At 71.8% G+C, this 20,780-nt stretch carries 17 protein-coding genes, 1 tRNA gene, 1 other RNA gene and 1 pseudogene; 14 read left to right on the plus strand and 6 right to left on the minus strand.

Translation table 11 applies throughout. From position 1 onward, the window contains the following. Window positions 1-73: 73 nt before the first annotated feature. The 3 genes and pseudogenes from OG799_RS30030 to OG799_RS30040 all read right to left on the minus strand — a co-directional run bounded on the left by OG799_RS30030 (window position 74) and on the right by OG799_RS30040 (window position 2,148). On the minus strand, window positions 74-778 hold the full coding sequence (locus OG799_RS30030) for a transposase (RefSeq protein ID WP_406046452.1): 705 nt from the start codon (window positions 776-778) through the stop codon (window positions 74-76). Further along, window positions 752-1,750: pseudogene (locus OG799_RS30035) on the minus strand (transposase); the annotation flags it as partial. The gene OG799_RS30030 and the pseudogene OG799_RS30035, both read right to left, overlap by 27 nt. A gap of 313 nt (window positions 1,751-2,063) precedes the next feature. Continuing rightward, window positions 2,064-2,148, minus strand: a tRNA-Ser gene (locus OG799_RS30040). Window positions 2,149-2,229: 81 nt separating this feature from the next. On the opposite strand from OG799_RS30040, the gene ffs reads away from it, so the two are divergent. The 9 genes from ffs to OG799_RS30085 all read left to right on the plus strand — a co-directional run bounded on the left by ffs (window position 2,230) and on the right by OG799_RS30085 (window position 12,394). Next, window positions 2,230-2,319: signal recognition particle sRNA small type (ffs, locus tag OG799_RS30045), an RNA gene on the plus strand. Window positions 2,320-2,426: 107 nt separating this feature from the next. Further along, complete coding sequence (locus OG799_RS30050; RefSeq protein WP_406039848.1) at window positions 2,427-5,030, plus strand: DNA polymerase III subunit gamma and tau; 2,604 nt, start codon at window positions 2,427-2,429, stop codon at window positions 5,028-5,030. 109 nt (window positions 5,031-5,139) lie between these two features. Further along, window positions 5,140-5,448, plus strand: coding sequence for a YbaB/EbfC family nucleoid-associated protein (locus tag OG799_RS30055; protein ID WP_231929814.1), 309 nt, complete (start codon window positions 5,140-5,142; stop codon window positions 5,446-5,448). Window positions 5,449-5,456: 8 nt separating this feature from the next. Further along, window positions 5,457-6,050 (plus strand): recombination mediator RecR, encoded by a 594-nt coding sequence (recR, locus tag OG799_RS30060; protein WP_406039850.1) that lies wholly within the window; start codon window positions 5,457-5,459, stop codon window positions 6,048-6,050. Between the two features lie 334 nt (window positions 6,051-6,384). Continuing rightward, the gene (locus OG799_RS30065) at window positions 6,385-8,055 is read left to right on the plus strand and encodes an ABC transporter substrate-binding protein (RefSeq protein WP_406039852.1); all 1,671 of its coding nucleotides are present in this window, start codon (window positions 6,385-6,387) and stop codon (window positions 8,053-8,055) included. A gap of 101 nt (window positions 8,056-8,156) precedes the next feature. Continuing rightward, on the plus strand, window positions 8,157-9,164 hold the full coding sequence (locus OG799_RS30070; RefSeq protein ID WP_406039854.1) for an ABC transporter permease: 1,008 nt from the start codon (window positions 8,157-8,159) through the stop codon (window positions 9,162-9,164). An 80-nt stretch (window positions 9,165-9,244) separates the two neighbouring features. Beyond that, a complete protein-coding gene (locus tag OG799_RS30075; protein ID WP_406046453.1) occupies window positions 9,245-10,201 on the plus strand; it encodes an ABC transporter permease in 957 nt (318 codons plus the stop codon). 112 nt (window positions 10,202-10,313) lie between these two features. Continuing rightward, window positions 10,314-11,300, plus strand: a complete 987-nt coding sequence (locus OG799_RS30080) for an ABC transporter ATP-binding protein (RefSeq protein WP_406039856.1) — start codon at window positions 10,314-10,316, stop codon at window positions 11,298-11,300. Further along, window positions 11,261-12,394, plus strand: coding sequence for an ABC transporter ATP-binding protein (locus tag OG799_RS30085; RefSeq protein ID WP_406039858.1), 1,134 nt, complete (start codon window positions 11,261-11,263; stop codon window positions 12,392-12,394). Before OG799_RS30080 ends, OG799_RS30085 begins: the two co-directional genes overlap by 40 nt. A gap of 54 nt (window positions 12,395-12,448) precedes the next feature. Here OG799_RS30085 and OG799_RS30090 read toward each other — a convergent pair whose 3' ends face one another. Both OG799_RS30090 and OG799_RS30095 read right to left on the minus strand, forming a co-directional pair. Beyond that, window positions 12,449-12,943 carry a hypothetical protein gene (locus OG799_RS30090; protein ID WP_406039860.1) on the minus strand — a complete coding sequence of 165 codons (495 nt, stop codon included), beginning with the start codon at window positions 12,941-12,943 and terminating at the stop codon, window positions 12,449-12,451. After that, window positions 12,925-13,581 (minus strand): HNH endonuclease family protein, encoded by a 657-nt coding sequence (locus tag OG799_RS30095; protein WP_406039862.1) that lies wholly within the window; start codon window positions 13,579-13,581, stop codon window positions 12,925-12,927. The genes OG799_RS30090 and OG799_RS30095 overlap by 19 nt, the downstream gene beginning before the upstream one ends. 107 nt (window positions 13,582-13,688) lie before the next feature. Between OG799_RS30095 and OG799_RS30100 the strand changes: the two genes are divergently transcribed. The 4 genes from OG799_RS30100 (at window position 13,689) to OG799_RS30115 (ending at window position 17,395) form a co-directional block, all read left to right on the plus strand. Then, window positions 13,689-15,188 carry an MFS transporter gene (locus tag OG799_RS30100; protein ID WP_406039864.1) on the plus strand — a complete coding sequence of 500 codons (1,500 nt, stop codon included), beginning with the start codon at window positions 13,689-13,691 and terminating at the stop codon, window positions 15,186-15,188. 78 nt (window positions 15,189-15,266) lie between these two features. Next, on the plus strand, window positions 15,267-16,322 hold the full coding sequence (locus OG799_RS30105) for a hypothetical protein (RefSeq protein ID WP_406039866.1): 1,056 nt from the start codon (window positions 15,267-15,269) through the stop codon (window positions 16,320-16,322). Window positions 16,323-16,340: 18 nt separating this feature from the next. Next, complete coding sequence (locus tag OG799_RS30110) at window positions 16,341-16,763, plus strand: YbaB/EbfC family nucleoid-associated protein (RefSeq protein WP_406039868.1); 423 nt, start codon at window positions 16,341-16,343, stop codon at window positions 16,761-16,763. After that, the gene (locus OG799_RS30115) at window positions 16,760-17,395 is read left to right on the plus strand and encodes a hypothetical protein (protein ID WP_406039870.1); all 636 of its coding nucleotides are present in this window, start codon (window positions 16,760-16,762) and stop codon (window positions 17,393-17,395) included. The genes OG799_RS30110 and OG799_RS30115 overlap by 4 nt, the downstream gene beginning before the upstream one ends. 133 nt (window positions 17,396-17,528) lie before the next feature. Here the strand turns inward: OG799_RS30115 and leuA are convergent, their stop codons facing one another. Next, the gene (gene leuA, locus OG799_RS30120; protein ID WP_406039872.1) at window positions 17,529-19,280 is read right to left on the minus strand and encodes a 2-isopropylmalate synthase; all 1,752 of its coding nucleotides are present in this window, start codon (window positions 19,278-19,280) and stop codon (window positions 17,529-17,531) included. Window positions 19,281-19,668: 388 nt separating this feature from the next. On the opposite strand from leuA, the gene OG799_RS30125 reads away from it, so the two are divergent. Then, window positions 19,669-20,769 carry a toxin glutamine deamidase domain-containing protein gene (locus OG799_RS30125; protein WP_406039874.1) on the plus strand — a complete coding sequence of 367 codons (1,101 nt, stop codon included), beginning with the start codon at window positions 19,669-19,671 and terminating at the stop codon, window positions 20,767-20,769. The last annotated feature ends 11 nt before the right edge of the window (window positions 20,770-20,780 follow it).

Here is a 20,780-nt window from a genome sequence, read left to right on the forward strand (position 1 = left end):
GTAGGGGGTCTGGGCGTTGGTGGACTGGTGGATGAGGTCGTGCTGGTGTCTTTCGGCTCTGGTGTTAGCCGGTTCAGCAGGTGGTCAGGGCCCATCCGTTGGTGTAGTGCAGGCCGCGGTTGATCAGGTTGCGGAGGTTGAGCGCTGCGGTGCGTCGTTTGAGCCAGGCGTTGTTGGGTTCCACGCCGCGGTAGCGCAGTTTCAGCCGGCGTCCGCCGCGGCTGGCGACCTGCGCGATGACCCGTTCGATGTTGGGCCGGTGCCGGCGGTACCGCTCCCGCAGGGTCGGGTCGGTTGTCCAGTCCCGGCGGGCTTGGCGCAGCAGGGCGTCGTGTTCGTGCAGCACGATCTTGCGGCCGGTCTTGGATTTGGTGCACCGGTCCCGCAGCGGGCAGGTACGGCACAGCGCGCCGAAGGCGGCGGTGCGGGTGGTCGGGCTGATCGGCCGGGTGTGCCCGGCCGGGCAGGTGACCGTCTGGCCGTCCTCGTCCACGGCGAAGTCGTCGATGGTGAACCCGCCGGCGACCGGGGACTGCACCGGCTTGGGTTTGATGATCGCGGTGTGGCCGGCCTGGCCGAGGGCATCGCGTAGGTCCCCGGTGCCGTAGGCGGAATCGCCGTACCATTCCCGGCCGGGCACGTCCTCGGCGTCACTGTGCTCCGCGCCGCTGGCGGTGTGGGTGCCGACTGCACTGGTGGTGTTGGGTCCGCCGTCGCCGTCGCCGTCGCCGTCGCCGTCGCTGGTGGCGAGGTCGTTGGCGAGGAACCGGGCCGCCACGGCCGGATCGGAGTTGTCGCTACCGGCGGCTTTGGTCAACTGCTCGTCGGTGACGATGCCGGTATCCGGGTCGGCGGCCACGTGGGCGCGGTAGCCGTCGCGGCGAGCCTCAGGCGATTTGCGGGTGTGCCGGGCCTCGGGGTCCACGGTGGAGACGATCCGGTCCTCGGCCACCTTACGGGCGATGCGCCACCGCCCGTCGGTGCCGTCGGAGCCCTCGGCCGGTTCCACGTCTTGGCCGGCCACCAACGCCAGCAGCGCGAGGGCCTGCGCGGCCGGCTCGTCCAGCGTCGCCCCGGCCAGCGCGCCGAGCAGGGCGGTGGCGTCGTTGACCAGCGCCGAAACGAGGGCGTCCTTGGCCGTCGGGTCGTCCCAGTCGATGTCCGGCTTACCCGGCCGGGTGTAGTCATGCCCGGTACACGCCGCCGCGACCTGCTCCGCGGCGCCGGGCACCACCCGGGCCACCCGGCGGATCTGGCTGATCAACTGGGTGATGGTGTCCTGGGTAGCCACCGCGTCGGCCAGGATCGTGGAATCCACCGCCCGGCGACGCCGTCCCCGCAGCACCCCGGTCGCCTCGACCACCTGCCGGACCGCGTCAGTGATCCGGTGTGGGCGATCCGAACGGGCCAGCCGGCGCCGCCAGTACGTCAACGTCGAGGGGTGGAACCCCTTGTCGTCCAACGCCAACCCGCAGGCCACCTTCCACCGCAGGTCACACCGGGCGGCCTCGGCGGTCTCCGCATCCGAGTAGTCCAACAGCGTCTGCAACGTCAGGATCGACGCCGCCACCGGCGCCGGGATCGACGGGCGGCCCTTGGCCGACGGGAACAGATCCGCGAACAACTCGTCCGGGAACACCCGACCCCGATGCTCGGCCAGGAACGCATACGTACTGCCCGCCGGCACCAGATGCCCCACCAGGGCCGCCGCGTCCAGCAACTCCCGGTCAGCACGCTCCACACCCTGCACGCAAAGATTATCTCACATCAATACAAACAGGTACAGAAGCCACGCCATAATTCAGCGCGTTCCTAGCCGGACGTGTCACGCACGTCCCGAGACTGATCTGTCTCGGACGTCCTGAGACCCGACAACGCCGGCAGCCGCCGGCCGGCAGCCGGACGTCGAACGTGTGTTCGGCGGCCGGGGGAGTCCGGCGACGGGCAGCCAGACGGGCCGGAACAGGGCAAGTGAGACGACACTGGGACGAGAGCGACCGTAGAGACGACTCAGGGCCGGTCCCCGTGGGGGCCGGCCCTGTCGTTTTTCCTGCTCAGGAGAGCGGAGGATACGAGATTCGAACTCGTGAGGGTGTTAACCCAACACGCTTTCCAAGCGTGCGCCCTAGGCCTCTAGGCGAATCCTCCGCGAGCCAGAATACAGGTCCGTCACGGGTGGGCCACCCCACCACCCCCTGAAGATCCACGCCGGGTCAGGTACGCTTGCCCTACCTCCCGTGCGGCGGTATCTCGTGAACCTCCCCAGGGCCGGAAGGCAGCAAGGATAAGCGAGCTCTGCCGGGTGCACGGGGGGCCTTTTTGTCTCCGGGTCCCGGTAACGTCCCTGCGGGTCAGGTCACGGGGTGGTGGGTGGTCACCCGCGCCTGACCGGCGCAGAATGGCTCGGTCGAGAGGAGGCGGTACGGGTGGCACTGGCCCTTTACCGCAAGTACCGGCCCCGTACGTTCGCCGAGTTCATCGGGCAGGAGCACGTCACCGAGCCGTTGTCGCAGGCGTTGCGCAGCGGGCGGCTCAACCACGCGTACCTCTTCTCCGGCCCCCGGGGTTGCGGCAAGACCTCCAGCGCCCGGATCCTGGCCCGATCGCTCAACTGTGAGCAGGGTCCCACGCCCGAGCCGTGCGGGCAGTGTGAGTCGTGCCGTTCGCTGGCCGCCGAGGGCGCCGGCTCGATCGACGTCATCGAGATCGACGCGGCCAGCCACGGCGGCGTCGACGACGCCCGCGAACTGCGTGAGAAGGCGTTCTTCGCGCCGGCCCGCAGCCGGTTCAAGATCTATATCATCGACGAGGCGCACATGGTCTCGTCGGCCGGCTTCAACGCCCTGCTCAAGCTGGTCGAGGAGCCGCCGGAGTACGTCAAGTTCATCTTCGCCACGACCGAGCCGGAGAAGGTCCTCGGCACGATCAAGTCGCGGACCCACCACTACCCGTTCCGGCTGTTTCCGCCGAAGGTGGTCCGCCCCTATCTGGAGCAGCTCTGCGAGGCGGAGGGGGTCACGGTCGAGCCGGCGGTCTTTCCGCTGGTGGTCCGGGCCGGCGGTGGCAGCATGCGGGACAGCCTCTCCGTGCTCGACCAGCTCATCGCCGGCGCCGGCCCGGAGGGGGTCAGCTACGCCCGGGCCGCCGCGCTGCTCGGGGTCACCGACTCCGCGCTGATCGACGAGATGTGCGACGCGCTCGCCGCCGGTGACGGCGCGGCCGCGTACGCCACCGTCGACCGGGTCGCCGAGGCCGGGCACGACCTGCGCCGGTTCGCCTCCGACCTGCTGGAGCGGCTGCGCGATTTGATCGTTCTGCAGCAGGTGCCGGACGCCGCCGCCAGGGGCCTGATCGACGGCCCCGACGACCAGATCGAGCGGATGGTCGCCCAGGCCCAGCGGCTCGGCCCGGCCACCCTGTCCCGCTGCGCCGATATCGTGCACAACGGCCTGGTCGAGATGCGCGGCACCACCGCGCCCCGGCTGCTGCTGGAGCTGATCTGCGCCCGGATGCTGCTGCCCGGCGCCGACGATTCCACCGGCGGCCTGCTCCAGCGCCTGGAGCGGATGGAGCGCCGGCTCACCCTGGGCGGTGGCGAGCTGCCGCCGGCCGCCGCCGGGTCCGCGCCGGTCACTCCCACCGCTGGCGTACGCCAGGAGCCTCCCGCCCCGACCGCGGCTGCCGCCGCGTCCCACCCCGGGACCGCCGGCCCGCCGGCGGCTGCCGGCGCGCCGACCGGGGTGGCCGCCGCCCGGGCCGCCGCCGCGGCCACCGGCTCCCGTCCCACCTCGGGCGCTGACCCGGCCGAGCCGTCCCCGGGCGGTTCCGCCCCGGCCGGCCCGGCGGCCGACGCCCCGACGTCCGGCGCGCCCGCCCGCCGCCAGGTCCCCCGGGCTGCCGTGCTGGCCGACCCGGCCACCCCCGAGCCGCCCCGCCCCGGCGCCGCCGCGTCCGGCGCTCTCGACGCGGTCGCGGTACGCCGGGTCTGGCCGGACGTGGTCGGCAAGGTCAACCGGACCAACAAGCGCATCGCGGCGCTGATGCGCGACGCGGTCGTCCGGGACCTGGACGGCGACACGCTGGTGCTGACCGTGAAGTCGACGGTGCTGGCCAAGATGATGGCCGACCACGCCATGGTGCTCACCGACGCGCTCTACGAGGAGCTGGGCGGTCGCTGGCAGATCCGCTGCGAGGTGGCCGGCGAGCGGGGCGGGGTGCCGCTCGGCGGCTCGCCGCGCGCCACCGCCCCGGCCCGCCCGGCGGCCCCGCCGTCCGACGCCGCCACGTCGCCCGCCTCAGCCGGTGGCTCCGACGGTCCGGCCGGGCGCCGGGCCACCCCGGGTGGGCAGGTCGACGGCCCGGAGGGCGCGGCGTCGGACGGTCCGGCCGGCGGTGCGCCGACGGCCACCGCCGAGGAGGACTGGCCCGAGCCGGCGCGCCCCGGTGGCGGCGCGGGCGGGGACGCCGACTGGCCGGAGCCCGCCCGCCCCGGCGGCCCGGCGGCCGCCGACGGCGCGGACGACTGGCCGGAGCCGGCCCGTCCGGGCGGCGCGGCGACCGCCCCGACCACCGCGCCGACGGCGAGCGCCTCCGTCGCGACGGCGCCCGCGCCGGCCGCCCCGATGGCCACGGCGACCGCGCCGGCCGTACCGGAGCAGACCCCTCCGCAGGGCGGGCCGGCGGCGACCAGGGCCCCGGTGAGCGGCGCGATCGCGGCGGCCCGGGCGGCTGCGGCAGCGGCCGGGACGGGCGCCGCCAAGGGTGCCCGGGCCGGGCAGCCGGCGCGGAAGACCGCGGACGCCGACTGGGCCGGCGAGCCCCCGTACGACCCGGACTACGACGGACCGATCAGCGGTGGCGGACGCCCGGCCGCGGCGACCCCGGCGTACGAGGGCTTCGACCCGGGCGACGAGCCGCTGGACGAGGTGATCGACGAGCGGACCGCCCGGCAGTCCAGCGAGGAGCAGGCGGTGCAGCTGCTCCGGGAGGCGTTCGGGGCGGAGAAGATCGACGAGGTGGACGCGCGCTGAGCGCGCGCCGGCCGCCGAGGACGTGTGCCGTCGCCCGACTAGGCTGGGCGGCGGCCGAGCAGACGAGTGCGAGAAGGAGCCATCCGTGCGCCCAGGTGGACAGCCGAACATGCAGCAGATGCTGAAGCAGGCGCAGAAGATGCAGCAGCAGATCGCCAAGGCGCAGGCCGAGCTGGCCGACGCGGAGCTGACCGGCACCGCGGGCGGCGGCCTGGTCACCGCGACGGTCGCCGGCACCGGCGAGCTGAAGTCCATCAAGATCGACCCGAAGGCGGTCGACCCGGAGGACGTGGAGACCCTGGAGGACCTGGTCGTCGCGGCCGTGCACAACGCCGCCGAGGCGGCCCGGGAGCTGACCGAGCAGAAGATGGGCCCGGTCGCGGGCGGCATGGGCGGCCTCGGCCTGCCCGGGTTCTGAGCCGGCAGATGTACGAGGGTGCCATCCAGGACCTGATCGACGAGCTGGGGCGGCTGCCGGGCGTGGGCCCGAAGAGCGCCCAGCGGATCGCCTTCCACGTCCTGTCGGCGGATCCCGCCGACGTGAACCGGCTGGCCGGCGCGCTGCGCAAGGTGAAGGAGCTGGTGCGGTTCTGCACCACCTGCTTCAACGTGGCCGAGTCGGAGCAGTGCCGGATCTGCCGCGACGCGCGGCGCACCGACGAGGTGCTCTGCGTGGTCGAGGAGCCGAAGGACGTGGTGGCGATCGAGCGGACCGGTGAGTTCCGCGGCCGGTACCACGTGCTCGGCGGGGCGATCAACCCGCTGGAGGGGATCGGCCCGGACAACCTGCGGATCCGTGAGCTGATGACCCGGCTGAGCGGCGGCACGGTGCGCGAGCTGATCCTCGCCACCGACCCGAACACCGAGGGCGAGGCGACCGCGACGTACCTGGCCCTGATGGTGAAGCCGATGGGGATCTCGGTGACCCGGCTGGCCAGCGGACTGCCGGTCGGCGGCGACCTGGAGTACGCCGACGAGATCACCCTGGGCCGGGCGTTCGAGGGACGCCGGGCCGTCTGACCGACGCCGTGGCCACCCTGGCCGGCACCCTCCTCGGGGTGCCGGCCAGCTTCGTCCGCGTACCCGGTATGTGGGACGAGTGCCGAGCGCCACGTGCCCGGTTGCGGGTCCCGCCAACTGGACGGTTTGTGGCGATCCGCCCGATCTCACGGTAGGCCTCCTGCTGTGACAGCCCCGTTTGTCTGGAGATCCGGCACTGTCAGACCCGGCTACTTGGTGTCGGCTTGATAGCGATTGCCTAACGGCCGTTCCGCTTCTGTGTGTCGTGTCATAGCCTCCCGCTCACGGACTGAGCCACAACTCGGCGTGGTCATGCGCATGACAGAGGTGAGAGATGCAGGCAGGCAGGCTTAAAGCGGCCGTGGCCCTCGCGGCCGCTGCCGCTCTGGCGGTCGGGGCGTCCGGCTGCGCCAAGAGCGAGCGCGACAGTGAGAGCGGGGGCGCCAAGACTGGCGGCACCTTCGTCTTCGCGGGGGCCGGTGACCCGAAGAACTTCGACCCGATCTTCAACGACGACGGTGAGTCCTTCCGTCCCGTCCGGCAGATGTACGACACCCTCATCCAGAACAAGCCGGGCACGGCCGATCTGCAGGGCGCCCTGGCGGAGAGCTGGGAGCACGACGCCGAGGGCAAGGTCTGGACCTTCCACCTGCGCAAGGGCGTGAAGTTCCACGACGGCACCCCCTTCAACGCGGCCGCGGTCTGCTTCAACTTCGACCGCTGGTACAACATGAAGGGCGCCGCCGCCCAGTCGCAGATGCTCTACTACATGGACGTCTTCGGCGGCTTCGCCAAGAACGACAGTCCGGACGCCGGCAAGTCGGTCTACAACAAGTGCGAGGCCAAGGACGACGGCACCGCCGTCCTCACGATGAACCAGTACAAGGGCGCCTTCCCCGGCGCCTTCGCGCTGACCGCGCTGTCGATCGCCAGCCCCGACGCGCTGAAGAAGTACGACGCCGACACGGTCAAGCAGAACGGCGACTCCTTCGAGTACAGCGCGTTCGCCAACGAGCACCCGGTCGGCACCGGCCCGTTCACCTTCGGCGGCTGGGACAAGGCCAAGGGTGAGATCACCCTGAACCGGAACCCCGACTACTGGGGCGAGAAGGCCAAGGTCGACAAGCTCGTCATCAAGGTCATCAAGGACGAGAACACCCGTAAGCAGGAGCTGCGCGCCGGCACCGTCCAGGGCATCGACTTCCCGGCCCCGGCCGACCGCAAGGCGCTCTCCGGCGAGGGCTTCCAGGTCCTCGACCGTCCGGCGTTCAACATCCTCTACCTGGGCTTCAACCAGAAGAACCCGAAGCTGAAGGACCTGCGGGTGCGGCAGGCGATCGCCTACGCCCTCAACCGTCAGCAGCTCGTCCAGACCAAGGGCCCGGGCGGCACCAAGGTCGCCGACGAGTTCATGCCGGACACCGTGCTCGGCTATGCCTCGGACGTGCAGAAGTACGAGTACAACCCGGAGAAGGCCAAGCAGCTGCTCAAGGACGCGGGCGTCCAGAACCTGACGCTCAACTTCTACTACCCGACCGACGTCTCCCGGCCGTACATGCCGAACCCGCAGGAGATCTTCACCGTCCTCGCCAACGACCTGCAGGCCGTCGGCATCAAGGTCAACGGTGTGGCCCGCCCGTGGAACGGTGGCTACAAGGACGACGTGCAGCAGTTCGGCAAGCAGGACCTGCACATCCTCGGCTGGACGGGTGACTACAACGACCCGGGCAACTTCGTCGGCACCTTCTTCGGTCGCGCCAAGACCGAGTTCGGTGACGCGGCGGTGACCGACATGTTCGACGCCATCACCAAGGCCGACGGCACGGTCGACGAGGCCGGCAAGAAGGCCGCCTGGGAGCAGGTCAACCGCGACATCGCCGCCAAGTGGCTGCCGGCCGTCCCGATCTGGCACGCCCCGCCGGCCATCGTCGTCACCAAGGACGTCAAGGGTCTGGTCGCCAGCCCGCTGACCGACGAGCGATTCAACACCGTCAGCGTCGGCTGAGCACGCCGCTGAACCGCTGACGCCGTACGCGGAATCGGCCCGGGCCGGGCATACGCCCCGGCCCGGGCCGAACCGCTGATATCGAGAATCTGGTGTGAGAGATGTTGCGAGTCATAGTCCGCCGCCTGCTCCAGCTGGTGGTGACCCTGATAGCGCTGTCCGCGCTCATCTTCATCTGGCTGCGGAACCTTCCCGGTGGCCCGATCGATGCGCTGCTCGGTGAGCGGGCCACCCCCGAGCGGCGCGTGCTGCTGACCAAGGCGCTCGGCTACGACCAGCCGATCCTGGTGCAGTACGCCAAGTTCATGCAGCGGGTCGTGACCGGCGACCTGGGCAACTCGATCCGGACCGGTGACGCGGTCACCGCGGTGATCGGCCGCGCCTTCCCGGCCACCATCGAGCTGGCCGTGGCCGCTCTGATCATCGCGGTCGGGCTCGGCGTGCCGCTCGGCTACCTCGCCGCCCGGCACCGCGGCCGGCTGCTGGACAATCTGAGCATCGCGGGCACCCTGCTCGGCATCTCGATCCCCATCTTCTTCCTGGGCTACCTGCTCAAGGACGTCTTCACCCAGAACATCCACTGGTTCCCGCCCTCCGGGCGGCTCAGCACCGGCGTGGACAACACCGAGGTCACCGGCTTCTTCGTCCTCGACGGACTGCTCACCCGGGAGTTCGACGCCACCGCCGATGCGCTCTGGCACCTCATCCTGCCGGCGTTCACCCTGGCCACCATCCCGCTGGCGGTGATCGTCCGGATCACCCGGGCCAGCGTGCTGGACGTGCTCAACGAGGACTACGTCCGTACCGCCGAGGCCAAGGGCCTGCGGCACCGCGTCATCCGGGGCCGGCACATCCTGCGCAACGCCCTGCTGCCGGTGGTCACCACCATCGGCCTGCAGACCGGCGCGCTGCTCTCCGGCGCGGTGCTCACCGAGAAGGTCTACAACTGGGGCGGCCTCGGCACGCTGATCACGGACTCGATCAGCGGCGGTCGCGACTATCCGGTGCTCCAGGCGCTGATCCTGCTGGCCGCGCTGGTCTTCGTGGTGGTCAACCTCCTGGTCGACCTCTCCTACGCCTTCATCGACCCGAGGGTGCGTGTGCGATGAGTGACCCGATCACCCGGCCCGGCGTGGCCGCCCCCCGCGACGGCGCAGACCAACCCGGCACCGACGAGCGTCGTCCGGGCATGAGCGAGCGCGGCATCGGCCTGCTCGGCGAGCGCAAGAAGGCGCGACTGGACGAACTGGCCCGCGCGAGCGCCGACAAGGGCGGCGTGAGCCTCGTCCGGGACGCGTTCCGTCGGCTGCGGCGCAACCCGGTTGCCATCGTCGGTGCGTCGATCGTCGCGCTCTTCGTCCTGGTGGCGATCTTCGCGCCGCTGCTCGCGCCACACGACCCGGCGCAGCGCTTCGACGAGCTCACGAAGAACCTGACCGTCGACAACATTCCCGGCGCCAGCAGCGAGTTCCCGCTCGGATCCGACCCACTCGGTCGGGACTTCCTCTCCCGCATGATCTACGGGGCTCGGCAGACCCTCTTCGTCGGCGTGGTCGCCACCCTGATCGGGCTGAGCCTCGGCGTGCTCGTCGGGGCGATCGCCGGCGCCTTCGGCGGCTGGGTCGACAACATCCTGATGCGCTTCACCGACGTGATGCTGGCCCTGCCCGCCCTGCTGCTGGCGATCAGCCTGGTGGCCATGGCCAGCCGGTCCAGCCAGTGGACGGTCATCTTCGCGGTGGCCATCGTCAACGTGCCGATCTTCGCCCGGCTGCTGCGTGGTTCGATGCTGGCCCAGCGGGAGAGCGACCACGTGCTGGCCGCCCGGGCGCTGGGCGTGAAGCAACGCAACATCGTGCTCCGGCACATGCTGCCCAACGCGATGACCGCGGTGATCGTGCAGGCCACGTTGACCCTGTCCACCGCCATCCTGGAGGCGGCCTCGCTCTCCTTCCTCGGGCTCGGCGACCCGGACATCAACCGCGCTGAGTGGGGTCTGATGCTCGGTGTGGACGGTCAGCGCTATTTCGAGGTCCGTCCCGAACTTGCCTACTACCCGGCGCTCGCGATCATCGTGGTCGCGCTCGGCTTCACCCTGCTCGGTGAGGCGATGCGCGAGGCGATCGACCCGAAGAACCGGCGGTGACGGCGATGCGACGGACCAGCACGGCCGGCGGACGCCGGCGGCGAGCGCGAGGAGTGAGGTTGCGAGCCCCGCAGTCGCGAGCGAAGTACCAGCACCGTGAGGAAGTGACCCGATGAGCCTGCTCGACGTACGCGATCTGAGCGTGGTGTTCCAGCGCCGCGGTGAGCGGCCGTTCACCGCGGTCGACAAGGTGAGCTTCAGCGTGGAGCCGGGGCAGACCGTCGGTCTGGTCGGCGAGTCCGGCTGCGGTAAGAGCGTGACCAGCCTGGCGATCATGGGCCTGCTGCCGAAGCGGGGCAACAAGGTCACCGGTGAGGTGCTCTTCGAGGGCGCCAACCTGCTCAAGCTGCGCCCGGACGACATGCGGGACCGGCGCGGCCGGGACATCGGCATGATCTTCCAGGACCCGCTCTCCTCGCTGAACCCGGTGATCCCGATCGGGGTGCAGGTCGCCGAGGTGCTCGAACGGCACCAGGGGATGGACCGGAAGAAGGCCCTGCGGGAGGCGCGGCAGCTGCTTGACGCGGTCGGCATCCCGGACCCGGAACGCCGGCTCAAGGAGTACCCGCACCAGATCTCCGGCGGGATGCGCCAGCGCGCGCTGATCGCCATCGCGCTGGCCTGCAAGCCGCGGCTGCTGATCGCCGACGAGCCGACCACCGCGTTGGACGTGACCATCCAGGCGCAGATCCTCACCCTGCTCAAGCAGCTCGTCGACGAGACCGGCACCGCGCTCATCATGATCACGCACGACCTCGGTGTGGTGGCCGGCCTCTGCGACACCGTCAACGTGCTCTACGGCGGCAAGGTGGTGGAGCGGGCGGCCCGGCACGAGCTGTTCGCCCGGCCCAGACATCCGTACACGCACGGTCTGTTGAACTCCGTGCCGAGGCTGGACTCGGTGCGCGGTGAGCGGCTGCACGCCATCCGGGGCTCGGTGGCCGACAACATCCCATGGACCGAGGGGTGCGCCTTCGCGCCCCGCTGCGACCACGTGGTGGACGCCTGTCTGGAGGGCGCACCCCCGCTGGAGCCGACCGCGACCGGCGGCGACCTGCGATGCAACAACCCCGTTCCGGTGGAGGTGACGGTGCCGTGACTGAGCGTACGGAACCATTGGTCGAACTGCGCGACGTCAAGGTCCACTTCCCGATCAAGAGCGGTCTGCTCGTCGACCGCACCGTGGGGTACGTCTACGCGGTCGACGGCGTCTCGTTGTCGATCAACGCGGGTGAGACCTACGGGCTGGTCGGCGAGTCGGGTTGCGGCAAGTCCACGCTGGGACGTGGCCTGCTGCGGCTGGTCGAGCCGACCGACGGGGAGATCGTCTTCGACGGCACCGACGTCCGCTCGCTCAAGGGCGAGTCGCTGCGCCGGGCCCGCCGCCGGATGCAGATGATCTTCCAGGACCCGCTGTCCAGCCTGGACCCCCGGCAGTCGGTGGAGTCCCTGCTGGTCGAAGGGCTCAAGGCGCACGGCCTGGCCGACGACAAGGCGGCCACCGGCAAGCGGCTCCGGGAGACCCTGGACGCGGTCGGCCTGCCCGCCTCGGCGCTGAGCAAGTACCCGCACGAGTTCTCCGGCGGCCAGCGGCAGCGGATCGGCATCGCCCGTGCGCTGGTGCTCAACCCGGAGCTCATCGTCGCCGACGAGCCCGTCTCGGCGCTCGACGTGTCGATCCAGGCGCAGGTGCTCAACCTGCTGGAGGACCTGCAGAACGAGCGCGGGCTGACGTACCTGATCATCGCGCACGACCTGGCGGTGGTCCGGCACATCGCCGACACGGTCGGCGTGATGTACCTGGGTGGCCTGGTGGAGGAGGCGTCCAGCGACGACCTCTACCGGGAGCCGATGCACCCGTACACGAAGGCGTTGATGTCGGCGGTCCCGGTGCCGGACCCGCTGGTGGAGGACCGCCGTGAGCGGATCCTGCTCGCCGGTGACCTCCCCTCGCCGACCAACCCACCGGCCGGATGTCGCTTCCACACCCGGTGCCCGTGGGCCCAGCCGACCCGCTGCGCCGACGAGCGGCCGGCGCTGCGCGAGGTGCTCGGCGGGCACCGGGTGGCCTGCCACTTCGCCGAAGAGATCGCGGCCGGGCGGATCCGCCCGCACGAGGTGGAGCCGGAGCTGGTCCGCCCGGACGACGGCGGGGCGCCGGGTGACACCGGTGAGCTGATCCCGACCCCGTGACGACCGCACGAGGCCCCTTCCCCGCGTCGGAGAAGGGGTCTCGTCGGTTCCGGGTCAGCCCTCGGGGCGGTTGAGCAGGGCGACCGCGATGCCATGCACGGCGTCCAGGCCGGCCGGGTCGGCCAACGCGACCCTGCCGCCGGTCACCGCGTACCACTCGTCTGCGTCCTTGTACTGCACCCGCAGGGTCACCTGGCCGTCTGCGTACTCGGTACGCAGGGTCAGCTCCCCGGTCACCACGCCCGCCTCGTCGGTCATCACCCCGCCCGGTCCGGCCGTGATGTCCGCGGTCCGCTGCTGCGCCCCGCCGCCGGCCGTGGCCCCCTCGGCCGGGGTGGCCGGCGCGGCGGGCGCGGCGGGGTTGGCGTCGGCGGACATGCCCGCCCCGGAGACGTCGGCCGGTGCCGCCGGGGCGCCGTCCACGGTCATCCCGGCCGTGGTCGGTCCGGTGCCGCCGCCGGCGGCCGCGGCGGCGGCCCCGCCATCGGCGTCCGGCATCTGTTCGGGCGCGGGTGTCGCTCCCGCCCCGGTCACGGCTTGCTCGCCCATGTGCAGCCCTCCAACATGTCGGTGAGGGCGGCCTTCTCGGCACTGGTCACCGTCAGCCGCCAGTAGTGCTTGACCGTCACCCAGTCCGCGGCGTACTGGCACCAGTACGACCGGTTCGCCGGCTTCCACTGGGACGGGTCCTGGTCACCCTTTGCCCGGTTGGAGGTCAGGGAAACCGCGATGAGCTGCGGCCGGGTCAGGTCGTTGGCGAAGTCCCCGCGTTTCGAGTCGTCCCACTCGTCCGCGCCGGAGCGCCACGCGTTGGCCAGCGGCACGACGTGGTCGATGTCCACATCTGCCGGGTCGGTGAACACCCGGCCGTCGTAGGCGCTCTCCCAGCGCCCTCCCACCACGTTGCAGCCGGAGAGCTTGATGCTCTCCCCGTCGCGCTGCAGGACGCTGTCCCGCACGTCGCAGTTCTTCCCGGTGCCCCGCCAGTGCGGGAACCGGGAGCGGCTGTAGCCCTTCATCGACCCGGCACTCGCGACGGTCAGCTCACCGAGCTGCTTGCTCACGTTCCCGGCGCTGCTCGGCGTGGGCTCCGGCTCCGCAGGTGGCACGCAGCCGGCCGCGCCGAGGGCGATCGCCGCGGCGAGCGCGACCGCCGCCGCGGCGCGAGCTCCTGATCTGGTACGCACAGACGACACCTCTCCAGCTTGCGGGCTCCGGGCGATCCCGCACAGTACCCCGGGCCGGTTTCCGTGATTCGTGGCGTCCGGATCGGATCGCGGGCAGATTGTTAGCCATGACCGCACCCGCGCCCGCGCTCCGGATGGGCACCGCCGCCGGGCGGGGCACCCTGCTCGCCGCCGTCCTCGCCTCCGGCATGGTGTTCCTCGACACCACGGTGGTCAACGTGGCGCTGCCCCGCCTCGGTGCCGAACTCCACGCGACCGTCGCGGATCTCCAGTGGACGGTGAACGGATACCTGCTGATGCTGGCCGCGTTCGTGCTGCTCGGCGGGGCGCTCGGCGATCGGTTCGGCCGCCGGCGGGTCTTCCTGCTCGGGGTGGTGTGGTTCGCCGTCGCCTCCGTCTTCTGCGGGCTGTCCCAGGGCACCGGTTGGCTGATCGCGGCCCGGTTCCTTCAGGGCGCCGGCGGGGCGCTGCTCACTCCGGGGTCGCTCTCCGTGCTCCAGGCCAGCTTTCACCCGGACGACCGAGGCAGGGCGATCGGCACCTGGGCCGGGCTCTCCGGCGTCTCCACTGCGCTCGGTCCGCTTCTCGGCGGCTGGCTGATCGACGCGCTCTCCTGGCGGTGGATCTTCTTCATCAACCTGCCGCTGGCCGTGGCGGTGGTGCTCGCCGCGACGCGCTGGGTGCCGGAGAGTCGGGACGAGAACGTCTCGCGTACGGCTGCGGGGCGGCGCCGGTTCGACGTGGCGGGCGCGCTGCTCGGCGCGCTCGGCCTCGGCGGCGTCACGTACGCCCTGATCGACGCCCCGGCCCGCGGCGTGCGCTCCCTGCCGGTGCTGGTCTCGGTGCTGGTCGGCGTGGCCGCCGCGGTGGTCTTCCTGCTGGTGGAGCGGCGCCGCGGGGACACCGCGATGCTGCCCACCGGCCTCTTCACCAGCCGGCTCTTCTCCGTGCTCAACGTCTTCACCGTGGCGGTGTACGCGGCCCTCGGCGGCTTCAGCTTCTTCCTCGCCGTCTACCTGCAGAACGTGGTGGGCTGGTCGGCGCTGCTCACCGGGCTGGCCACCGTGCCGCTTACGGTGCTGCTGGCGGTCGGCTCGTCCCGGGCGGGCGCGCTCTCCGCCCGGATCGGCCCCCGGCTGCCGCTCACCGTCGGCCCGGTGGTCGCCGCCGTCGGCCTGCTGCTGCTGCGTCGGGTCGGGCCGGGCGCGTCGTACCTGACGGACGTCCTGCCCGGGGTGCTCCTGTTCGGGGCGGGCCTGACCCTGGTGGTGGCGCCGCTGACCGCCTCGGTGCTGGCCGCCGTGGCCGACCGCTTCGCCGGGGTGGCGAGCGGGTTCAACAACGCGGCGTCCCGGGCCGGGAGCCTGCTGGCGGTGGCGGCGCTGCCGCTGCTGGTCGGCCTCTCCGGCGCCGGCTACGAGCAGAAGTCGGCGCTGACCGGCGCCTACCGTGGGGCGCTGCTCTGGTGCGCCGGGCTGCTGCTGGCCGGCGCGGCGATGGCCGCGCTGCTGATCCACCGGCCGTCCCGGGAGGCGCCCGGCGCCCAGCCGTGCCCGTCGCTGCCCGCGTCGACCCCGCCCGACGACCGCCGCCGTCGCGGGGCCTGACGGGCGAGCGTCCACTCGGTAGGGTGTGGCGGCGGCCACCGTGCGTGGCCGGGCGGCCAGCCACCGACCGGAGGACCGTTGACTCAGATCGAGATCAATCCGGGCCAGTTGACCAACGCCGCGCGCGGGCTGGACGACTTCGTCGCGCCGGACCTGACGGACGCGGCCCGGCGGACGGCCGACGCGTACCGGCTCGACCCGCCCGGCCTGGGTGCGCTGCTGTCGTTCGCCGAGGCCTACTACAACTCCGTCGCCGACTACCAGCTCAGCAACCTGGAGACGGCGGCGGAGGTCGTCCGGTCGGTCGCCGCCGGCCTCCGCCGGACCGTGGCCAACTACCACGCCGCCGAGCAGGCCAACGTCGAGATGCTGCTGGCGCCCGCCGCCGCCGATCCGGACGGCTACCTCGGCGGGCTCGGTGACGCCGGCTTCCCCCGCCTCTTCACCGACCCGCTCGGCGGGATCGACGGGCTGGGTGACGGCGCCGCCGAGGCGCTGACGGTCGCCAGCCAGACCATGTTCGTCGGCCTCGGGATCGCCACCGCGGCCATGGCCCCGGACTACCTCCCCGCGCCGATCACGGCGGCGGCCATGGTCGCCAACGGCTTCTCCGTCATCGAGGCGGCCCGGGAGCTGGGCGCGGTGGCGGCCACCCTGGAGGGCTCGGTCATCAAGAAGTTCGACGGGTACGCCACCGGCGCGACCGCCGGCTGGGTCGACGGCAGCGTGGTCGAGTACCGCGACGTCGTCGCCCAGGTGAGCCGGGAGCTGGGGCAGGTGCAGAAGGCGCTCAGCGCGCTGTCGTCGTCCCTGCTGGCCGTGGCCGGCCTGCTCACCGGATTCTGGCTGGCCTTCATCGCCTTCACCGCCGAGTTCTTCGTGGTGATCCTCGACCTGACGCTCTCCTCGATCGGCCCGCAGGCCCTGGTGCTCCAGCCGATCATCCAGGCGCTCGGCGCGGCCGCCAGCGCCTCCTGGCTGACCGCCACCGGCACCGTGATCACGGTCGCCACCGCAGCCGTCACCCTGCTCTCCGGGGTGGTCAAGGAGTTCGCCGCGGTGCAGACCTTCGACGAGCAGGGCGACGGCACGCCCGACCTGCGACAACTCAAGATCGCCTGGCACTCCGCCTGACCGAGGAAGGTAGCGTCGATGAGCGGCTTCGAGGCCCAGATCCAGCAGGCCATGCGGCAGGTGCGGGAACGGCTGGACGCGTTCGAGCAGCAGCGCACCGTGCTCGCCGAAACGGTGGGCGAGGGGACCAGCGAGGACGGTCTGATCACCGCCCGGGTCGGCGCGGGCGGCGTGGTGCAGGACCTGGAGATCAACCCCCGGGCCATGCGGCTGGACAGCCACACCCTGCGGGACTCGATCCTCGCCGCCATCCGCGCGGCGACCGCGAACTGGGCCGAGGGGGTCCAGGAGGCGACGGCGCGTCCGCCGGTCGACCCGGAACAGCTGCTGCGCGACTTCGGCGTCGGCCCGGAGCTGAAGGCGACCATGGCGCAGTTCTCCCAGCGGGCCGCCGACATCGAGCAGAACCTCGCCGCTCTCCGTCGGGACCTGGCCGGATGATCGAGCTGACTCCGGCCCGGGCCGGTGAGCGGCTGGTCGTCCGGGCGCCCCGCCGGCCCGGCCATCCGGTGTACGGCTGGCTGGTGCCGGTCGGCCTCGGTGTGGCCGCGCTGCTGGCCGTGCTGGTGGTGGTGCTGCTCTGGTCCCGGTCACCGGTCGCCGCGATCGGTGGCGCCGTCTGCACCTTCCTGTTCGTGGTGTTCTTCGCCCTGCTGCCGGGGGCGCCCCTGGAACACCGCCGCCGCGCCGGCCGCGACGACAGCGTCGGGCTGCCGATGGCCGAGCTCTCGGCCGACGGCGTCCGGGTCCGGTACCGGGTGCCGAGCCTCCGCGAGCGGCGCACCGGCGAACCGGCCGACCCGGCGTACGACGCCGCGGTGGCCTGGGCCGACGTCACCGGCTGGCGGTACGGCCGGGACCCGTACGGCCAGTCGGTGATCGTGGTCGAGGTGGCCGATCCGGCGGCGGTGGCGCTGCGCCCCGCCGACCCGCTGCTCCGGTCCTACCTGGACCGGCTGGTCCGGGACACCGGGTCGCCGGTGGCGGTGCGGGCCCCGATCGCCGGTCCGGAGCAGGAGCGGGCCGTCGTGGAGCGGCTCACCAGTCAGGGCGTGCCCCGCACCGACGGCTGACCGGCCGCCGGCCCGGCCGACCGATCCTGGCACGGCGGACCGCCTGGCACCGCTGGCGGCCCGGCGCGGCTGACCGGCCGGGGCGGACGGTGCCCGGGCGGCGCCCGGCGGGGTGCCGGACGCCGCCGCGGGCTCAGCTCCGCGCGCGGTTGACCGCGCTGGTGACCGCCTTCACCGAGGCGGTCACGATGTTGGCGTCCGTCCCGACGCCCCAGACGGTCCGGCCGTCCACCTCGCACTCGACGTACGCGGCGGCCTGGGCGTCCCCACCGGAGGAGAGCGCGTGCTCGTGGTAGTCGAGCACCCGTACCGCCACGCCGAGGGACTGCAGCGCGTTGACGTACGCGTCGATCGGACCGTTGCCGACCGCGGCGAGCGAGCGGGCCTCGCCGCCGAAACCGACCTCGGCCTCGATCTCGACCTTGCCGTCGGCGGTGCCGATGGCGTAGCCGGCCAGGCTGACCGCCGGGTCGACCTGGTGGTCGACCAGGTAGTTGCGGGCGAAGATCTCCCACATGGTGCCCGGGTCGACCTCGCCGCCGTCGTGGTCGGTGACCTGCTGCACCACGCCGGAGAACTCGATCTGGAGCCGGCGCGGCAGGTCGAGCTGGTGCTCGCTCTTCATGATGTACGCGACGCCGCCCTTGCCGGACTGCGAGTTGACCCGGATGACGGCCTCGTAGGTGCGGCCCAGGTCCTTCGGGTCGATCGGCAGGTAGGGGACCGCCCAGGTGAACTGGTCGACCGGCACCCCGGCCGCCGCCGCGTCGACGTGCAGGGCGTCGAAGCCCTTCTTGATCGCGTCCTGGTGGGAGCCCGAGAAGGCGGTGTAGACCAGGTCGCCCGCGTACGGGTGGCGCTCGTGCACCGGGAGCTGGTTGCAGTACTCGACGGCCCGCTTGACCTCGTCGATGTTCGAGAAGTCGATCATCGGGTCGATGCCCTGGGAGAACAGGTTGAGCCCCAGGGTCACCAGGTCGACGTTGCCGGTCCGCTCGCCGTTGCCGAACAGGCAGCCCTCGATCCGGTCCGCGCCGGCCAGCAGCCCCAGCTCGGCGGCGGCCACCCCGGTGCCCCGGTCGTTGTGCGGGTGCAGGCTCAGCACCAGGCTGTCGCGCCGGGGCAGGTGCCGGTGCATCCACTCGATCGAGTCGGCGTACACGTTCGGCATGGCCATCTCGACCGTGGCCGGCAGGTTGATGATCAGCTTGCGGTCCGGGGTCGGGTCGACCACCTCGATGACCTTGGCGCAGACCTCCAGCGCGTACTCCAGCTCGGTGCCCGTGTACGACTCCGGCGAGTACTCGTAGTGGATGTCGGTGTCCGGGGTGTGGATCTCGGCGTACTTCTGGCAGAGCCGGGCGCCCTGGGTGGCGATGTCGGTGATGCCGTCCCGGTCCAGGCCGAAGACCACCCGGCGCTGCAGCGTCGAGGTCGAGTTGTAGAAGTGCACGATGGCCCGGCGGGCGCCGCGCAGCGACTCGAAGGTCCGCTCGATCAGGTGTTCCCGGCACTGGGTCAGCACCTGGATGGTGACGTCCTCCGGGATGAGGTCCTGCTCGATCAGCTGCCGGACGAAGTCGAAGTCCGTCTGGCTGGCCGACGGGAAGCCGACCTCGATCTCCTTGTAGCCCATCTGCACCAGCAGCTGGAACATCCGGCGCTTGCGCTCCGGCGACATCGGGTCGATCAGCGCCTGGTTGCCGTCGCGGAGATCGACCGCGCACCAGCGTGGGGCGGTCTCGACCCGGCGGGTCGGCCAGCCGCGGTCCGGCAGGTCGAGCCGGAACTGCTGGTGGTAGGGCAGGTAGCGCTGGAACGGCATCCGGCTGGGGCGCTGGCGGGCGATCGGATCGGTCTCGGCGTCAGTGGCGGGTTGAGCCATGGCGGAGTGCTCCCTGGGAACATGTGGCGTCAGCAATCGGAAGGTGTCGGCGGTGCTGCCGGGCCACGGTGCCCGGGCGGTGCCGAGGTGAGGTTCGGATCTGCTGGACGGCGCGGTTCAACTCCGCGGCGAGGTGCCGGCCGTCAGGCCTCGCCGCGGCAGCCAAGAAGAAGGTACGCCTGCCACATGACAGGGTGACCCTACGTGATCACGGGGGCCCGTGGTAGCCGGGTCCATCAGGTGAGACCCGAATCCCAGCCCCGTCGCGCCCCCCGCGACCGTTTCCGGGCCGCTAGGCTCTGCCCGTCCCGAAAGTGATCATCTGGGAGGTGCGGCGTGCCGGTCCACGCCACGACCGTCCGGCTCCGGGCGGAGGCGACCCGCTGACATGGGCCTGGAACTGCCGGACTGGTTGACCGAGCCGCTGAGCTGGGTCGGGCTGACCTGGCCGGAGGCCGACGAGGAACTGCTCTTCGCCGCCGGTCAGCAGTGGCTCGCGTTCGCCGGCACGCTGCGGACGGTGGCGCAGGGCGCCGAGGGCGCTGCGGGCGCCGTCGGGTCGTACAACTTCGGCGCGACGGCCGACGCGTTCCGCCGCTGGTGGGAGCGGGACGACGGGCCCCGGCTGCGGCTCCTGGAGGACATCACCGCCGCCGAGATCATCGGCTGCGCTTTGATCATCTTCGCGGCCGTGACGTTGGCGTTGAAGATCGCTTTCATGGTTCAGCTGATCATGCTGGCCATCTCGGTGGCGGAGGCGCTGGCCGCGGCGGCGGCCACCTTCGGCGCGGCTGCGGCAGCGGTTCCCGGCCTGGTCGCGGCCGCCCGGGTCGCCTGCCGCCAGTTGATCAAACAGGCTGTGCACAAGGTCGAGGGGGAGCTGAAGCGCCTCTTCGCGCAGGCGAAGCAGCTCCTCAAGCGGGTGGAGGGCAAGCTCGCCCGCAAGGGGGCGAAGCCGGGTGCCAAGGCCGCGCAGGACGTGATGGCCCGGACCCGGCACTACGGCAACTCCTCGCCCGCCGACTTCGCCAAGGAGTTCCCCGAGCTGTCCCACGGGGTGAACCCCAACTTCGGCAAGGACCCGGCCTTCGGCATCAACTGCCAGAGCTGCGTCACCGCCACCGACCGCTCGCTCGCCGGCAACGCCACCTCCGCGGTGCCCCGTCGCTTCTACCAGGACGCCAACGGGAATCTGATCAATGATCCGCGGTTCGACTGGCCGCACGGGGTCAACCAGGCGCTCGGCGGCAACAACCCGCTCCGCTCGGCCGGCGGATATGACGACATCGCCAGCGAGCTGGAGAACGCCGGGGACGGCGCGCGCGGCATCGTGCACGGCATGCGGGTCGACGCCAACGGCAACCCGGTCGCGGGTCACGTCTTCAACGCGGTGAACCGCAACGGTACGGTCCACTTCATCGACGGACAGACCGGCGGTTACGCGTACCTGGAGAACTACTCCGGGTTCCAGTTCATGCGGACGAATTGAGGATCACCACG

Source organism: Micromonospora sp. NBC_00898 (genome assembly GCF_045207895.1).
Classification (GTDB): Bacteria; Actinomycetota; Actinomycetes; order Mycobacteriales; family Micromonosporaceae; genus Micromonospora.

Excerpts from the sequence above, each read along its gene's own strand:
- OG799_RS30090 (WP_406039860.1), bottom strand. The coding sequence starts at position 12,943 with ATGGGCGAGCAAGCCGTGACCGGGGCGGGAGCGACACCCGCGCCCGAA.
- OG799_RS30065 (WP_406039852.1), top strand. The coding sequence starts at position 6,385 with ATGCAGGCAGGCAGGCTTAAAGCGGCCGTGGCCCTCGCGGCCGCTGCC.
- OG799_RS30055 (WP_231929814.1), top strand. The coding sequence starts at position 5,140 with ATGCAGCAGATGCTGAAGCAGGCGCAGAAGATGCAGCAGCAGATCGCC.
- OG799_RS30110 (WP_406039868.1), top strand. The coding sequence starts at position 16,341 with ATGAGCGGCTTCGAGGCCCAGATCCAGCAGGCCATGCGGCAGGTGCGG.
- OG799_RS30125 (WP_406039874.1), top strand. The coding sequence starts at position 19,669 with ATGGGCCTGGAACTGCCGGACTGGTTGACCGAGCCGCTGAGCTGGGTC.
- OG799_RS30115 (WP_406039870.1), top strand. The coding sequence starts at position 16,760 with ATGATCGAGCTGACTCCGGCCCGGGCCGGTGAGCGGCTGGTCGTCCGG.
- OG799_RS30100 (WP_406039864.1), top strand. The coding sequence starts at position 13,689 with ATGACCGCACCCGCGCCCGCGCTCCGGATGGGCACCGCCGCCGGGCGG.
- OG799_RS30085 (WP_406039858.1), top strand. The coding sequence starts at position 11,261 with ATGCAACAACCCCGTTCCGGTGGAGGTGACGGTGCCGTGACTGAGCGT.
- leuA (WP_406039872.1), bottom strand. The coding sequence starts at position 19,280 with ATGGCTCAACCCGCCACTGACGCCGAGACCGATCCGATCGCCCGCCAG.
- recR (WP_406039850.1), top strand. The coding sequence starts at position 5,457 with ATGTACGAGGGTGCCATCCAGGACCTGATCGACGAGCTGGGGCGGCTG.
- OG799_RS30075 (WP_406046453.1), top strand. The coding sequence starts at position 9,245 with ATGAGCGAGCGCGGCATCGGCCTGCTCGGCGAGCGCAAGAAGGCGCGA.
- OG799_RS30080 (WP_406039856.1), top strand. The coding sequence starts at position 10,314 with ATGAGCCTGCTCGACGTACGCGATCTGAGCGTGGTGTTCCAGCGCCGC.
- OG799_RS30070 (WP_406039854.1), top strand. The coding sequence starts at position 8,157 with ATGTTGCGAGTCATAGTCCGCCGCCTGCTCCAGCTGGTGGTGACCCTG.